This is a genomic window from Bacillus sp. FAU20, from assembly GCF_056033865.1.
Map to the genome: position 1 here is coordinate 151,638 of NZ_JBVYHY010000022.1, position 15,418 is coordinate 167,055.

Below are 15,418 nucleotides of genomic sequence, written 5' to 3' on the forward strand. Positions count from 1 at the left end.
CAAAATGAGATTAGCGCTTTTTTCTATTCCAAAACCAATTACTTATTATAATTCCTGTTAATCCGCCGCACGTATCAAGCAATGAATCTTGCCACATTGGTGTACGGTCCCCCGTATACCATTGGTGAATCTCATCAAATGTTGCATAACCCGCAACGAAAAGAAGGGCATATATAAAACATCTTTTCCTCGAATGACCTGATCGATGAAAAGCGTAATAAATCAATGAACCTAGCATAAAGAACACCATAAAATGAGCACCTTTACGAAGGAAAAACTCAATAAATCCGCCTACACCTTTATTCGCAATACTAACAGGTGTTCCTCCACCATAATCGATAGATACCCATGAAAAATGCTCTTTCACAAATTCAACATTTACATATTGTTCAATATCTGAACGCATATCCTGCTTTTTATATGGTTGTGCCGAAGAATAGAAAATCAGCCCCATCCATAGTAATACAGGAATCCAAAATAACCATTTACGATTCATTATCCAGAATTCTCCTCTCTTAATCTTTTAAGGGTACCAAAAAAAAGAAAAAATTTCACGCCAAAACATGACATTCACGCCCTATTTATAAAGTGAAAGGAGGTGATACACATGGCAATTGAAACAATCGTAATGGATTTAACTTTACGTCTAGTATTAAACAACGGATTAGATAAGAACGGCAAAACAGTTTTCAAGAGCAAACAATTTAAACGTGTTAAAACAAATGCAAGCTTAGATCAAGTACACGACGTAGCTCATGCTCTTGCTTCCTTACAGGCATCACCACTTCACGCTGTACAACTTGTAAGCACATCAGATCTTTCTAAACTATAAAGTAAAACTCAGATCAGTGGGGATTTTATTCATCCCCATTGATTATTAGCCCGCAATTTAACCGGCAGACCCGAATCCCGTAAATAGCGGGATAAATACAAAGGAGGGAATAACACATGCAAGTACTAGAGTTGATTTTCGCGAAAGAAGATGGAAAAACAGTCGTTTTTTCTATCGATACGCCCATCACACCAATTGATGCACAAGTCGTAAATCAAGTAATGGATACAATCCTTGCCTCATCTGTATTTTCATCCATTGATGAAAATACAAGAAAAAAGGGAGCTCGCCTTATAGAAAAAAATGTATCTGAAGTTCCAATTACTCTATAAAATGAAAAAGACGAATCTGCATCATTTTGCAGATTCGTCTTTTTTCTTCGGCATTTCAATCGGAATAAAAATCTTTGAAAAACCGACGCATACGTACTTATAATGTTCTTCACCTATATCAAACTCAGTCGTATATGTTGAGAAGAATATATAATCATTTCGCTTCGTATAATGATCAATTAATAACCCAACTTGTGGCTCAACATACTTTTTCGCTAACTTTTTACCGGCCGATGCCAAGTCGCCAAGGAGACCCTCTTCATTCTCTTTTTGAACTTCATCTAGCTTCTTACTCACATCATTACGCTTCATAAACTGCTTCGCTGCCCATTCTGTATATTCGCCCTTACTCGGATTACTGTTTGCTAAATATACTAGGAGAACGACAACTAAAGCCATAATAATATACTTTTTCTTCATACTATATCACCGCCTACTCTTTTCTATTTTCATATATATGTACAAGCGATGCAAATTAGAAAGACTATCACCTATTGATTGTAAACGAATAGCCAAAATTTACAATATGAAATAGAATATTAACAATCAATTTACTTAATTTATATATAATTATATTAAGAATTAAAATTATAAGGGAGGATATAGAATTATGGATAATGAAAACAACATTTTTATTTCTAGTTCTACAATGATGCTTGAACCATGTAAACACCCTTATTACCGTACAAAAATTATCGACAGTAGCGGAAACCATCTTTACTCCTGTCAAACTGCTCTCCAACTTATACAGAAATCTTGTCTAACAAATATTCATTCTACTTATCAAGGGAGACGTAATGCCGTAAAAACAAAATTTAAATTTAAACAAAACGTTCCAATTCCGATCAATCATAGAGAATATATTTGTGCTTTCCCAACAGAATCTCCTGCTTCTCCAAATTGTATTTGGCTTTTCTTCAAACATGTTCATACAATAGAGTTTTTCAAAAAAGCTAAACAAGCTAAAATTCATTTTTCAAACGGAACTACCGTAACGATACAAATTAGTTCCCATAAGTTAAGTCAGCAATTATGGAAAGCTGGATATGTATTATCCCAAATGAACATGCAAGATTCATCACCTTAATAACAAGTAGAATGGAAGGTAGTATCTCCTTACCTTCCATTCTATTTGCTATTTTTATCCTCTTACACTATCTCGCATTTTCTCGAGTGCTTGCCGATACATCCATCTTACTTGATAATATGTCATTTCCGTCTCTAAAGCGATTTCCCCCATCGTCTTCCCTACAAAAAAGCGTTCAAAAATAATATACTTCTCCTTCTCATCTAACACGCTCATAAAATCCTTCACTCTTATTTCAACATCCTCAAAATGAAAGATATCCTCATACTCTCCTACACATACACATCTCTCCTGCACTGCGAACTCTTTCTTCAATCTCTCTAATATATAACCTCGCACCGTTACAACTGCATATGCAGGGAAACATCCCTTCTTTGCATCAAATCTTTCATACGCATGCCAAAGACCAATTAAACCACATTGATAATACTCTTCATAATCTTTACGAATACCTAATTTCTTTATTTGATTTACAATCATCCCTTCATACAAAACAACTGCCTCTTTAAAAGTCGCTGGCTTCACACAGTACCCGTTTCTAAAAGGTATACCTTTCTAGTATTCCGCGGTACCTTCACAATATAAAAACAAAGAAAAGATTTCACTGTGAGTAATTTCAAATACTACCGACAGAATTTGAAATTACACTATGTAGTATTTGAAATTTTGTTGGTGGTATTTGAAGTAAGGGTAGAAATAAAAAAGGTGACTCCTTTGAAGAGTCACCTTTTCTATTTTATTTCCTTATTGGAACATACCTTGTAAAGCTCCCATTCCAAGAGTTAAAACAAAGAAAACAATAGTAATAATTGTTGCCTGCTTTTTAGTTAAACCTGCTGTAATTTGAAGACCTAGCCATGTAACTGCATATCCCCAAATTGTAAACACTTCAAATTTACTTACAATACCTTTTACAACACCACTACTTGAAGCAAAAATCGGTTCTAGGCCAGTGTACATTTCTTGACCCGATCCACCTAAGATATATGCTAAAATCGTATTTATTAATAAACCTAGTAATGAAATAACACTTGAATATACAGTAATCGCTAATAATTTTTTATAAGAAGTATCATTGCTTATAAATACCATTAACACTTTATACACCACAGCACTAAGTAGAAAGACAAATGCCATACTAATAGCAATTATCCCAAATCCCATACCATATGTCATTGCAGCTGAAACAGTAACACCTAATTCCTTATTAAGCTCAATTGCTTCCGGTGTTAGAGAATATACATAAGCAGCAAATCCACCAACAAGCCCAGCTATTAAAACGAGTAGCCAAAATGCACCCCAAACTGCATTACTCGTTTTCATTCTCTCAAACTGCTCACCTGGAGAAGTAATCATTCCTAATAATGATGGCTTCTTCGTACCTACATCTTGCGTATTAATATTTGCTTCCATTATAACGCCTCCTTCTATTTATATAACCCGTTCTAACGGGCGGTTCACTTCCTCATGCAAGAGGCTACGAACCGCCCACTAGAACGGTAATGTGTAGTTCTACTACACTATTAATTACTCATAACGCAATGCTTCAATTGGATCTAATTTTGCAGCTTTATTTGCTGGAATTAATCCGAAAATAATACCGAGTGTCATCGAGAACAGTACGCCTCCAACGACAACTTCCCATGAAACGAGTGGCGGCCATTTTGCGAATGTAGAAACGATATATGCTCCGCCATACCCAAGACCAATTCCGATTAAACCACCTAGAAGTGTTAACATAACAGCTTCAATTAAAAACTGTAATAAAATTTTACTACGTGTTGCTCCGAGTGCTTTACGTACACCAATTTCACGTGTACGCTCCGTTACAGATACAAGCATGATGTTCATAACACCAATTCCACCAACGACTAATGAAATACCAGCGATACCACCGATAATCATTGTCATAATACCGGTCATCTTCGAAATACCTTCTTGAATTTCTTTTAAATTCATAACTTCATATTTACCAGTTGCATCAGTCGGTTTACGACTATTTAAAACATCTGCAGCTTTTTTACCTGCTTTTTCTAGATTATCTACATTTTTTGCTTGAACAGAAATATTTTGAATTTCATCTTTTCCATACAGTGTCGGCCATAACGAAATTGGAACTAGTGCTTCTGATGGTCCCATTCCCATAAACTCATTATCTGATTTGTAGACACCGATAATTTGCATCGGTTGACCTTTCATTTCAATAATTTTACCGACTGGATTGGCATCCTTAAACACCTTTTCTTCCATTTGTTTACTAATCATAACAACGTTATTACCTTGATCCACATCTGATTCTTGTAAAGAACGTCCCTTTAACAACTTTACTTTATTTACTGCAAAGTACTCGCTATCTAATCCAGTAATACTCACCATTTCTTTTTTATCTTCAATATCAAGTGGTTCCATGCTGGAATTTGTTGTTACCACATGTGAAATTTCTGGAATTTTTTTAATTTCAAAAATGTCTTCTTCAGTTATCTTCGGTGCTTCTACCATTCCCATACCGAAAGGATCGTTTATATCTGCACTATAATGAATCGGAACCGTTTGATTACCTGCCCCAACGAACTGCGATTTCAATGCAGCTTCCCCGCCTTGCCCAATCGCAACGACAGTAATAATTGAACCTACCCCGATAATAATACCGAGCATCGTAAGAGCTGAACGCAATTTATGAGCTAAAATAGAAGAGAGGGCAATTTTTATACTATCTAGTAAACTCATACCGCACACCTTCTATCTTCTGTAACTTTCCCGTCTCGCAGTACAATGCGGCGGGAAGAATACGCTGCCACTTCCTCTTCATGCGTAACCATAACAATCGTCGTACCTTCTGCATTAAGCTTCGTGAAAATATTCATAACTTGCTCACCAGACTTCGTATCAAGTGCACCAGTCGGTTCATCGGCCATAATGAACGTTGGATTATTTGCAATCGCTCTTGCAATCGCTACACGCTGCTTCTGTCCACCTGATAACTCATTTGGTAAATGATGCACGCGATCTGCCAATCCAACTTTACCTAGCGCCTCCAAAGCACGCTTGCGACGCTCTGCTTTCTTCACGCCACCATATACGAGCGGAAGCTCAACATTTTCCACCGCTGAAAGACGAGGTAGTAAATTAAAATGCTGGAATACAAAGCCAATGTATTCATTACGAATTAAAGCAAGCTTTGACTCGTCTGCTGTTAAGATATTCACGTCATTCAGCATATATTCACCTTCTGTTGGACGATCTAAACAACCGATAATATTCATAAGCGTCGACTTACCAGAACCAGACGGTCCCATAATCGAAACGAACTCACCGCTCTGAATTGTTAAACTAATACCATGCAAAATCGGCACCGCCAATTTTCCTTGATAATACGTTTTAGCAATATTATTTAACGTAATCATTTCTCTTTCACTTCCATTCCGTCATACACATCGTCGGAAGGATTTTTAACCACCTTTTGCCCCACTGTTACGCCTTCTACAACCTCTGTCCAGTCTCCATCAGTAGAACCTTTTTTCACATTTTGTTTACGAAGCTTTCCTTTTTCCTCAACATAAACAAATGCATCATCACCTTTTTCTACAATGCTTTTACTTGGAACAGCAATCATCGTCTTATTCTCTAAGTTTACTTGCAGAGAAACGTGGTAACCTGGAGATAAACCGTCTTGACTATCAAGGCTAGCTTTATATGTATATTGGGACATATTTTGAGTTGCTTCACCCATGCCGCCAGCTTGCGCCATCTCTGCACTTGTTGGGAACTCACTTACCTCTGTAATCTTACCTGTCCACTTCTTCTTATTATTTGCTTTTGCAGTTACAGTGAATGTTTGATCCTTTTGAATTTGTGACTTTTGAAGCTCAGTTAACGTACCTTGAACTTGGAATGGATCTTTAGAAGCTACTTGTAAAAACGCTTTTCCTTGACCACCTAACGCTTGAGATGAACTTTGTGCCGCATCTTTATCTAACTTTTGAATAACACCAGCAAAATTACTATAAATCGTAAGTTCTTTCTGCTTCTTACTTAACTCTTCTTTCTGCAACTTCCCTTTTTCTTTCTCAAGATCAATTGTTTTTTGCCCTATCTCTAACTCGTTTACTTGCTCGTCCATCGGATCCGTTACTTCTTTCCCAGCTCCGCTATCTTTCGCCTTCTTAATTTCTTTCTTCAACGAATCAATCTTCTTTTTCCCTTGATCATAACGCATATCTGCCATCTTCTGATCAAGCTCTGCTTGCTTCATTTGAAGGTTAATCTCTTCATTATCATAAGAGAATAACTTCGTGCCTTTCTCTACCTCTTGCCCTTCTTTTACCTCAATATCTTTCACTTTCCCTTTGGTCGGATCTGCATAGAAGCTTTCAATATTACCAGGCTTCACCTGACCAGAAATTAACTTCGTATTATTCAGCTTACGTTCTGTCACTTTCTCAAAACTTACAGCATCAGCATTTGTTGATGCACCCTTCTTCTTACCTTGCATAACAAAAATATTAATTGCCGCTACAATAACAATTAGTGCAATAACCCCAATAATAATCCATTTCTTCTTCTTGTTTGGAGTACGAACCGTATTTGGTAACATAGTCTCTCTCCCTTTTATAACTTAATAGTTTAATATAAAAATTGTATAAAACTTTCTGAAAATAGATTACATATTATTACAATGTTTTTACAAAGTTTTACACATCCATTTATATTGTAACAAAAATTCCAATGATTAGAAATATGACATTATATCTTTTAAGATAGATTTAAGGAAAGGAAAAAGGGTAATTTTAATTGAATGGAAGCCATTCTTTATTAACAAACTTCTTGCCAAAATGAATCATTAAAATCATTTTCCTAATTGCACCATCGCTATTTTGTCATATATATTTGACATTTTGGTACACGAGGTCTACAACCATCAATGGGAGGGTTATATTTGAATAACGTTAAACAATATCGAAAATCTGAAGGTCTATCGCAGCTAGAATTAGCTAAAAAAGTTAACGTAGCGAGACAGACAATAAATTTAATTGAAAACAATAAATATAACCCCTCTTTAGCCTTATGTATCGAATTAGCAAAAGCACTAAAAACAGATTTAAACAGTCTATTTTGGGAGGGAGATTAAATGATGAAAATTGAATGGAAAGAAAGAGTCTATAATAGTTTTGTCGGAACAATGAGTGAGAGAGATGAATATCAAAAGCAAGAAATCAATAAACATTTATCTGTAGCTGGAATTGGTTTGTGGTGGTTAAATATGTTGGTAATGCTTATTATGTTACTTGTTGATACTATGAACCACACAATATCTATAGGAACTATATTTATTTTTCTATCTAATGTGATTTACGCTAACTATTTAACCTTTAAATTTAAGAAAAAAGGTTTAAATGAGACTGAATGTGCAACAAAAGAAGAATATTTAAAACACAAGAAAAAATTAAGAAAAGCTGGCTTGAAAGCAGGTGTACTTTGGGGCTTTCAAATGTTTGTTTTTATGAATTATATCCTTCCCTATGTAGGTTCAGAAAAAATCTCTATTTCTTTATTTGATGTTGTGCTTTGGGGTTGCGCTGGCGGATTTTTCGGTATAACTATGTATCTATTTGGTTTATGGAATCTAAAAAAATTATATTAATTAACAAAAATCATTTATATATTAAACTGCAATTTTACATACTGTTTGTTTTTTCTAATATAAAAGCTATCCAATCACACACAATTGGATAGCTTTTCAAACAAAATATTACGCTACTTTAGGATCTTTTCTCTCATGTCCACGTTGAACAATAAATAAGAAGATTGTTGATAAAACCGCTCCTGTTAATAGTAAGATGAAACAACCATCCCAGCCAGAACTATCAACAATAACACCAATTGCTGCGTTAGCTACAAGACTTCCGCCTACATAACCGAATAGACCACACATACCAACTGTCGTACCAACTGCAAATTTCGGTACTAATTCCATCGCACTTAAACCGATTAAGAACTGTGGTACATAGATTAAACAACCGATAATAGAAACTGCAATACTTACAACAAGTACGCTAGTTGCTTGCCAATATATAAACGTACCAATAACAACTCCAACCATACTAATAATACATAATGGCATACGTTTTCCTTTAAATAATTTATCACTTAAAAAACCAACGATTAATGAACTTGGAATTGCCATACCTTCAAAGATTGCATATGCCGCATGCGCTTCTGCTTTTGAAAATCCTTTAACTGTCGTTAAATAAAGTGGAACCCAGTTAATAACACCGAAACGAATTAAATAAACAAAAGCATTCGCAATACATAAGAACCATACAAATTTATTTTTCACTACATACTTCATTAAAATTTCTTTTGGTGACATCTTATTAGCATTATCTGCTTTTTCAAGATTTTCATAGTCATTACGATACTCATCAATTGGAGGAAGACCTTCAGATTCTGGTGTATCCTTCGCATTGATCCAAACAAGAACTGCAATTACCATTGCGATAATCGCAGGGAAAATAAACACGCCGCCTTGCCAATGATTTTCACCGAAAATACCTACACCAATTCCGACAAGTGGTGGCACAAGCATTCCACCAACGTTATGTGAAATATTCCAAAGGCCTGTTTTCGTACCACGTTCTTTCTTCGAGAACCATTTCGTCATAACAATACTACAAGGTGGTGCTCCCATACCTTGTACAATACCGTTAACAACAAGTAATGTAACAATCATCCCAAATGATGATGCAAAGCCGAAACAAATATTTACAAGCCCTGATAAGAATAAACCGACTGCGATAAAGCGCTGGGCGAAAGCTTTATCTGATAAATTACCCATAAAGAACTTACTAAATCCATAAACAATTGCCATTACTGAACCTAGTAGACCAATTTCAGCTGTACTAAAACCATATTCTTGTACTAAATACGTACTTGATAATGTAAAGTTACTACGAACTAAATAATAAGCAGCATATCCAACTGAAATCCCGATTAACACACGAATACGTAGTAGTCGATATACACGGTCGATCATATCCGCTGGCAATCTTTCAATTGCAGGTGCTGGCTTAAGCCATTTAAACATATATTTTCGTCTCCTTTTCTCACTTCAGAGAGAGACGCTGTCTATTCCATATCTCGATTATTCCGCTATTTGATATATTTTGGTTTGTTCTTCTAACCGGCTGTCCTTCTATTTCTTTCTCATTCTTCGCAAACATCGTTGGTACGCCAAACGACACCTTTTCTAAAATATGCCCCGCTTCTTCTGATAAACAATAATCAATAAATAAATCCGCAATAATACCACCCGGTGCACGTTTTAGTTTCGAAATCGCATTAACAGATAACCCTGTTTGCTCAGGTTCGTTACTTAAAATCGGAAAGCCTTGTTTTTGAAGCATTCTCTGATCTCCCATAAAGTTGATGCCTATCATATATTCACCGCTCGCAACAAGTTCTGCTGGGATGTAACCATTCACTGTTACTTCTCCAACTTGTTCCGCCAGATTCTTCACATATTCCTTCGCTTCCTCTTCACCTAACGTATCAATAAGTGATTGGAAAAACGTATATGCTGTACCTGAAACATTTGGATCGGGCATGACAATCTTTCCTTTATATACTGGATTCAATAAATCTTTCCATCTTAACGGATACGAGAGACCGAGCGGCGCTATTTCCTCGTTCCACCGCTCTTTATTAATCGCAATTGCCAGCTTCTCCACTTCATAACCGTACCAATAACCATCTTTATCTTTAACAGTTTTTGAAATACGATTTGCATGTTGGCTTATCACAGGAATAGAAAGATTTTTTTGCTTCATCATTTGATGCGCATCTACTGTACCGCCAATAATAATATCCGCCTTCGGATTTCCAGCTTCTTCTTCCACTCTACGAAGAAGTTCTTCTGTTGAAAGACGAATAAATTCATACGTACATCCGCGCGGCTTACAAAATGATGAAAGTAACGCTTCACCAACTTCCTCACGAGCCGCTACATACGCAACAATATGACGATCATCCAAAATAGGGAGACCATTTTTACTATATTTAATAGAGGTTGTATCTCGAGAGCAACTAGACATCGCTCCTCCAATTACTAGCAAAAAGAAGAAAAAGGCTATCTTTCTCATGACGCATTCTCCTTTACGAATAACTCTGCTAGAGAGCCTTTCATATACATGACATTTCCGTTATTATCACCGAGATATTGCACAACAAAGTACGATGGATACACAGAAATCGTAAGAATATCTTCACGATCATTCTTTACACGCTTACCTGTTTTATAAGCTGTAATATAAGCAATCGGTTCATTCTGCGATTGTAATAACTTCTGAATTTCTCCGTAATCTGTAATTTGCTTTGCGTACCGAATAGAATCAAGTATGTGCGTAAGATTGATAGTACGTACCACATCACCTTGACGTACTACGACATCCTTTGCTGAAGCAAAGAAATCACTAATACGCTCTGGCGTGTAATACAGGCTTAATAAATACGTTTGAAGTGCTGAAATCATCGGATCCATGCCATTCTTTCCGTATACATTTTCCCCATACTGGAACAAGTCACCTACTGCAAAAGTACGCTTATGTCCATTCAAGTACGTTACTTCTCCAGTAAATACTTGTTCTTGGCTCTTAACGCCCTCAGGCTCTATTCGAATTCGGTCAAAGAATGAAACAATCGTATGCAAACGAACTTCATCCGTTACAACGATTTCTCCCCACTTTTCATGTCTTACTTTCACTTCAATTGGAAGAGATTCATTCACCCTTTGTAAAACGGCTTGTTTATCATTTACAATGTTGATTCGATTATATATTTGCTTCTCCATAACATAAAACAAAACAAGAGAAACAATCATACAAATGACAAACATAAGAATTTGAAATGATAGCCTTTTCATTTCTGCCTACCTCCAAGATAAAAAAACGTTGTTTCGAAAATACCGCATAATTGTTTCATAAATGTATCATTTAACCGCTTTCAAGTTTTTTATGTCTTCCATCCTTCTCGGAAGCAAAAATGTAATGAATATTGTAGTACCTATTTCTTCACTACTCTCAATCCGCATGCTTCCGCCCTGCTTACTCATAATCTCCTGACAAATATACAAACCATAACCATTCCCGTAACTAGAAGGAAGTGCCTTTCCTTTCGGAGACTCATTCCACTCTGCAAGCACCACTTCATCTATACCGATGCCATCATCATGAACAAAGACCTTCGCCTCATGCTCATTTACAATTACATTCATACGAATGTGCGAAGCATCACTATACTTAATTGCATTATCAAGCACATTTAAGAAAATTTGCTTTGTCTTATCAAAATCCGCAACAACATGTACATCCGTTAACTCATTTATCACTGCAATTTCAAACTGATTTAGACGAGGCTTCACAATTGAAACTGCTTCTTCTGCCAATTCCTTTATGTTCACAACTGTAGGTGATACTTCAAACGTACTCGTTCCATATTTCGAGGACTTAAGCAATTCCTCTACAAGTGATAATAAACGCTCACTTTCCACAGCCACATAACGAAGACTTTCCTGTACATCTTCTTTCGATTGTAACTTCGGAATTAAATCAACATAACCGATAATTGCCGTTAGCGGTGTTTTTAGCTCATGTGTAATGCGGTCTAGGAAATCTTTCTGCTTCTCTTTCTCCTCCTGCAATTGCTTAATATGCAGCTCAATTCCATCGGCCATCGCGTTAAAAGATGCTGAAAGCTGAGCGATTTCCACGTACTCATTTAACTCAATCTTACTCTTATAATCACCATTCGCGAGCCGCTGTGCCATTTGTCTCAACTGATCAATTGGTTTATGAAGAGACTTCGCCAAACGAATCGCAAAGAAAATACCGGTAGCTACTAAACAAAGAGACGTCATTAAGAAAGTCCAGCTCACATTTGTTAAAACTTCCTTCTCACCCGTTAACTCATTTATAAAACGAATACTTCCAATGACATCGTTTCCATAATATACTGGGCTTGAAAACAAAAGAATAGGAGCTGGATCCGCCTCCTCAAAAACGTAAGACTTCTTTCCCTTCAAGGAACTCTCAATGTCGATGTTACGGTGAAGCAATGCTCCTTTTTGTGTATCTGCAACAACATCGCCATTCTTCCCAATCATCTGCACACGGACATCCATACGCTTCGCTAAATACGACGCAATTAAAAGTGAATTCGGACCAAGCGTATCCACTTCTGCTTCCTTCTCTAAATAATTCATCGTATAAATTTGTGCTTCTACACTTAACTTTTCTAAAGAATCTGCTGCGTTATGATACATATTCTTTTCTAACGTAATATAAACAACTGCATATAAAAGAACAAAAATCGGAATTAACAGCCCAACTATTCCAAACACCATATTTCGCTTTAAAGACATACCATCACCACTTAACAATCCAGTTTATAGCCAACGCCATAAATTGTCTTAATATATTCTCCGCTCGTCCCAAGCTTCTTGCGAAGTCTCTGCACCATAATATCAACTGCTCTCGTATTTCCGATATACTCAAATCCCCATACTTTCTCAAGTAACTCATCCCTCATAAACACACGCTGCGGATTTGAAACAAATAACTGACATAAATTAAACTCTCGGTACGTTAACTGAATCTCTTGTCCACTCACATGTACCTTTCTCTCCTTAGGACAAATCACTATCTCTCCAGCCTCAATTACTTCATGACTTACAGCCGCCTCCGTCTTCTTTACACGCCGCGCCATATTCTTAACCCGAAGAATAAGCTCCGCATAATTAAACGGCTTTGTCACATAATCATCAGCACCAAGCTGCAAGCCAAGCAACTTATCATTCATCTGACTCTTTGCTGTTAACATAAGCACCGGAATATCTCTATCCCTCTCACGGAACAAACGAAGCAACTCATACCCATCCGTATCCGGAAGCATAACATCCAAAATCAATACATCCGGCCCTTCATTCCATCGCTCTAAAGCTTCTCTCCCATCAGCCGCTGCCAATACTTCATAACCTTCCATCTCCAACTGCATCCGAATCAAATTACGAATACTCGATTCATCATCAACCACAAGTATTTTCATCATTCTCCTCCTTCCATCATGTATTATAGTACAGTTTAGTATAGCAAAAATCCTATAAAAAAAGAGAAGGTATTGTCGAACATATTTTGTCGACGATACCCTCTCCCCTTTTATTATTTAGCTACAAAATAATCCGTTACATATTGTGCCCAAACTTCATGACCTTTAGCAGTTGGGAAACCGAATTCTTCTTTTAAATATGGTAAGATAGCCTTTGTCGATGCATCCGGCCATGCTCCCCAATGATCAATGTATGTATAATTATTTTGCGTTGCAAATTGTTTTAATGCTTCAATTGCTTTCGGGTAATTTTTCGCACCATACACTGGATTTGATGGTTGAATCATAATTGTAGCACCCTTTGCACTAGTAGAAAGTGCTTGAACGAACTTCTGTGTATTTACTACAGAGTTCCCATTACCAGTTTTACCGTTATCAGTAATAAATGGTGGCTCAAATAAAATTACATCTGGATTCTCTTTCGCAATCTCTTTATCACGCTTATTCGCAATTAACTCTTCTGTGCTTTCACCCTTATATTCCTTTACAGTCACATTCCATAAACCTTTACCGTAAGCAGTTTCTAAATTAGCTGTTAACTTAGCTGCCCAAGCACCTTTTTCAGATGAAGAACCTTCATCACCAACAATAATAAGGTTTACTGCCTTTTTATCCTCAGCAGCTTTCTTTAACTTCTCTTTCACTGCATCTGGCAAGTTCTTCGCGTATGCCTCATTAAAAGATGACTTCGCATCTTGTTTTTTCTCTTCTTTCTTCGCTCCGCTATCTTTCACTTCAGCCTTTGTTTTCGTTACTTCACTCGTTTGTCCTGTTGCATTCGCAATCTTCTTATTCCAGTACAATTTACCGCTCACAATCGAAGCAACAAATAATACAAAAACAACAAGGACAAGTACTGCTTTCTTATTCATCGATTCACCTCATCTATTAATCTCACAATATATAATACTAATATAAATCCATGCAAAAATAAACCCAACTCCTTCCAAAGGAGTTGGGTTATTACATGTTACTTAGTTAATTCAAGATGTGCTCTTAACTTATTCGTTATATCTTGTTTCGCTGCCTCTGGAACATAGTAGTACCAAATACCATCAGCGGCTTTGTGGCCGTCGCCTGGAATTTGAATTTCTTCACTGTTCTCCATACAATCTTTATAATTCTTTTGAATATCAAACATTTGATCTTGCGTTAAACTTGTTTTTACGTTTTTCTCAATTGCTTTTAATACATCACCGTAGCTCGCTAGAGAAGATACACTTGCACCCTTCTTAATTACAGCTTGAATAACTTGACGTTGGCGCATTTGACGACCGAAGTCACCACGTGGATCTTCATAACGCATACGAGTATACTTTAATGCTGTTTCACCATTTAAATGGATGTTACCTTTAGCAAAATGTTGCTCCCTTGATGTAAACTCCAAATCATTATTTACATCAACACCCCCAACAGCGTCTACAATATCTTTGAATCCAGCCATGTTTACCTCAATGTAATGATCGACTGGTACATTAAGAAAATTCTCTACTGTTTTTACAGCCATATCAATGCCACCAAAAGCATAGGCATGGTTGATTTTATCTTTTTTTCCTTTCCCTACAATCTCCGTATAAGAGTCTCGTGGGATACTTGTAATTTTCATAGATTTTGTTTTTTGGTTTAAGGTAAATAACATAAGTGAATCGGATCTACCTGTTCCATTACCTTCTTGATCTACACCCATCAGTAAAATAGATATAGGTTTATTATCCGCGATTTCTACTTTCTTATCTCGTTTATCAGACTTATCACGATCCAAAGGCTTATGTACTGTATTTAATGTATTAGATACATTAGAGTAAACAGTATATGCATATACACCACCAGCAATAACAAGAACACCAATGATACCTAGAATCCAAAATAGAATCTTTTTCTTCATCGTTTTTCCTTCTTTCGGTTAACAATTTCAACATTATAAATTTCATTCCATATAATACTATACGGATATACATATAAATTGTAAATGACTTGTAAACTAAATGCTACTCTAATATCCCATTAATA

At 36.3% G+C, this 15,418-nt stretch carries 19 protein-coding genes; 5 read left to right on the plus strand and 14 right to left on the minus strand.

From position 1 onward, the window contains the following. Window positions 1-10: 10 nt before the first annotated feature. Window positions 11-496, minus strand: a complete 486-nt coding sequence (locus AC0OM3_RS19080; protein WP_001080707.1) for a VanZ family protein — start codon at window positions 494-496, stop codon at window positions 11-13. Between the two features lie 111 nt (window positions 497-607). Here AC0OM3_RS19080 and AC0OM3_RS19085 point away from each other — a divergent pair, with 111 nt between their 5' ends. Then, window positions 608-832 (plus strand): DUF1659 domain-containing protein, encoded by a 225-nt coding sequence (locus AC0OM3_RS19085; RefSeq protein ID WP_000963860.1) that lies wholly within the window; start codon window positions 608-610, stop codon window positions 830-832. Between the two features lie 116 nt (window positions 833-948). After that, window positions 949-1,164, plus strand: a complete 216-nt coding sequence (locus AC0OM3_RS19090; RefSeq protein ID WP_001197590.1) for a DUF2922 domain-containing protein — start codon at window positions 949-951, stop codon at window positions 1,162-1,164. A gap of 21 nt (window positions 1,165-1,185) precedes the next feature. On the opposite strand, the gene AC0OM3_RS19095 is transcribed toward AC0OM3_RS19090, so the two are convergent. Then, entirely contained in the window at window positions 1,186-1,584 is a 399-nt protein-coding gene (locus AC0OM3_RS19095) for a DUF4359 domain-containing protein (protein WP_000731405.1), read from the minus strand. A 190-nt stretch (window positions 1,585-1,774) separates the two neighbouring features. Here AC0OM3_RS19095 and AC0OM3_RS19100 point away from each other — a divergent pair, with 190 nt between their 5' ends. After that, a complete protein-coding gene (locus tag AC0OM3_RS19100) occupies window positions 1,775-2,251 on the plus strand; it encodes a competence protein ComK (RefSeq protein ID WP_000368311.1) in 477 nt (158 codons plus the stop codon). A gap of 54 nt (window positions 2,252-2,305) precedes the next feature. Here the strand turns inward: AC0OM3_RS19100 and AC0OM3_RS19105 are convergent, their stop codons facing one another. From AC0OM3_RS19105 to AC0OM3_RS19125, 5 genes are all read right to left on the minus strand, one after another. Continuing rightward, window positions 2,306-2,776, minus strand: a complete 471-nt coding sequence (locus AC0OM3_RS19105) for a sigma-70 family RNA polymerase sigma factor (protein WP_089148620.1) — start codon at window positions 2,774-2,776, stop codon at window positions 2,306-2,308. A 219-nt stretch (window positions 2,777-2,995) separates the two neighbouring features. Next, the gene (gene yknW, locus AC0OM3_RS19110; RefSeq protein WP_474212679.1) at window positions 2,996-3,664 is read right to left on the minus strand and encodes a YknW family membrane protein; all 669 of its coding nucleotides are present in this window, start codon (window positions 3,662-3,664) and stop codon (window positions 2,996-2,998) included. A 114-nt stretch (window positions 3,665-3,778) separates the two neighbouring features. Beyond that, window positions 3,779-4,978, minus strand: a complete 1,200-nt coding sequence (locus tag AC0OM3_RS19115; protein ID WP_000054349.1) for an ABC transporter permease — start codon at window positions 4,976-4,978, stop codon at window positions 3,779-3,781. After that, complete coding sequence (locus AC0OM3_RS19120) at window positions 4,975-5,655, minus strand: ABC transporter ATP-binding protein (protein ID WP_000631626.1); 681 nt, start codon at window positions 5,653-5,655, stop codon at window positions 4,975-4,977. The genes AC0OM3_RS19115 and AC0OM3_RS19120 overlap by 4 nt, the downstream gene beginning before the upstream one ends. Further along, entirely contained in the window at window positions 5,652-6,845 is a 1,194-nt protein-coding gene (locus tag AC0OM3_RS19125; RefSeq protein ID WP_474212682.1) for an efflux RND transporter periplasmic adaptor subunit, read from the minus strand. Before AC0OM3_RS19125 ends, AC0OM3_RS19120 begins: the two co-directional genes overlap by 4 nt. A gap of 342 nt (window positions 6,846-7,187) precedes the next feature. Here AC0OM3_RS19125 and AC0OM3_RS19130 point away from each other — a divergent pair, with 342 nt between their 5' ends. Both AC0OM3_RS19130 and AC0OM3_RS19135 read left to right on the plus strand, forming a co-directional pair. Beyond that, a complete protein-coding gene (locus AC0OM3_RS19130; protein ID WP_001067016.1) occupies window positions 7,188-7,379 on the plus strand; it encodes a helix-turn-helix transcriptional regulator in 192 nt (63 codons plus the stop codon). Beyond that, on the plus strand, window positions 7,380-7,892 hold the full coding sequence (locus AC0OM3_RS19135) for a DUF3278 domain-containing protein (protein ID WP_474212684.1): 513 nt from the start codon (window positions 7,380-7,382) through the stop codon (window positions 7,890-7,892). It abuts the gene before it with no gap. A gap of 108 nt (window positions 7,893-8,000) precedes the next feature. On the opposite strand, the gene pgtP is transcribed toward AC0OM3_RS19135, so the two are convergent. The 7 genes from pgtP to tagU form a co-directional block, all read right to left on the minus strand. After that, window positions 8,001-9,335 (minus strand): MFS transporter, encoded by a 1,335-nt coding sequence (gene pgtP / locus AC0OM3_RS19140; RefSeq protein ID WP_000477602.1) that lies wholly within the window; start codon window positions 9,333-9,335, stop codon window positions 8,001-8,003. Between the two features lie 19 nt (window positions 9,336-9,354). Beyond that, on the minus strand, window positions 9,355-10,389 hold the full coding sequence (locus AC0OM3_RS19145) for an ABC transporter substrate-binding protein (protein ID WP_224980556.1): 1,035 nt from the start codon (window positions 10,387-10,389) through the stop codon (window positions 9,355-9,357). Further along, window positions 10,386-11,168 (minus strand): DUF3919 family protein, encoded by a 783-nt coding sequence (locus AC0OM3_RS19150; protein WP_000826618.1) that lies wholly within the window; start codon window positions 11,166-11,168, stop codon window positions 10,386-10,388. The genes AC0OM3_RS19145 and AC0OM3_RS19150 overlap by 4 nt, the downstream gene beginning before the upstream one ends. A 66-nt stretch (window positions 11,169-11,234) precedes the next feature. Continuing rightward, window positions 11,235-12,665 carry a HAMP domain-containing sensor histidine kinase gene (locus AC0OM3_RS19155; RefSeq protein ID WP_474212687.1) on the minus strand — a complete coding sequence of 477 codons (1,431 nt, stop codon included), beginning with the start codon at window positions 12,663-12,665 and terminating at the stop codon, window positions 11,235-11,237. 11 nt (window positions 12,666-12,676) lie between these two features. Then, window positions 12,677-13,348, minus strand: coding sequence for a response regulator transcription factor (locus tag AC0OM3_RS19160; protein ID WP_000699553.1), 672 nt, complete (start codon window positions 13,346-13,348; stop codon window positions 12,677-12,679). Window positions 13,349-13,461: 113 nt separating this feature from the next. Next, the gene (locus tag AC0OM3_RS19165; RefSeq protein ID WP_474212689.1) at window positions 13,462-14,280 is read right to left on the minus strand and encodes an SGNH/GDSL hydrolase family protein; all 819 of its coding nucleotides are present in this window, start codon (window positions 14,278-14,280) and stop codon (window positions 13,462-13,464) included. A gap of 98 nt (window positions 14,281-14,378) precedes the next feature. Next, on the minus strand, window positions 14,379-15,293 hold the full coding sequence (gene tagU, locus AC0OM3_RS19170; RefSeq protein WP_000727065.1) for a polyisoprenyl-teichoic acid--peptidoglycan teichoic acid transferase TagU: 915 nt from the start codon (window positions 15,291-15,293) through the stop codon (window positions 14,379-14,381). Window positions 15,294-15,418: the final 125 nt, after the last annotated feature.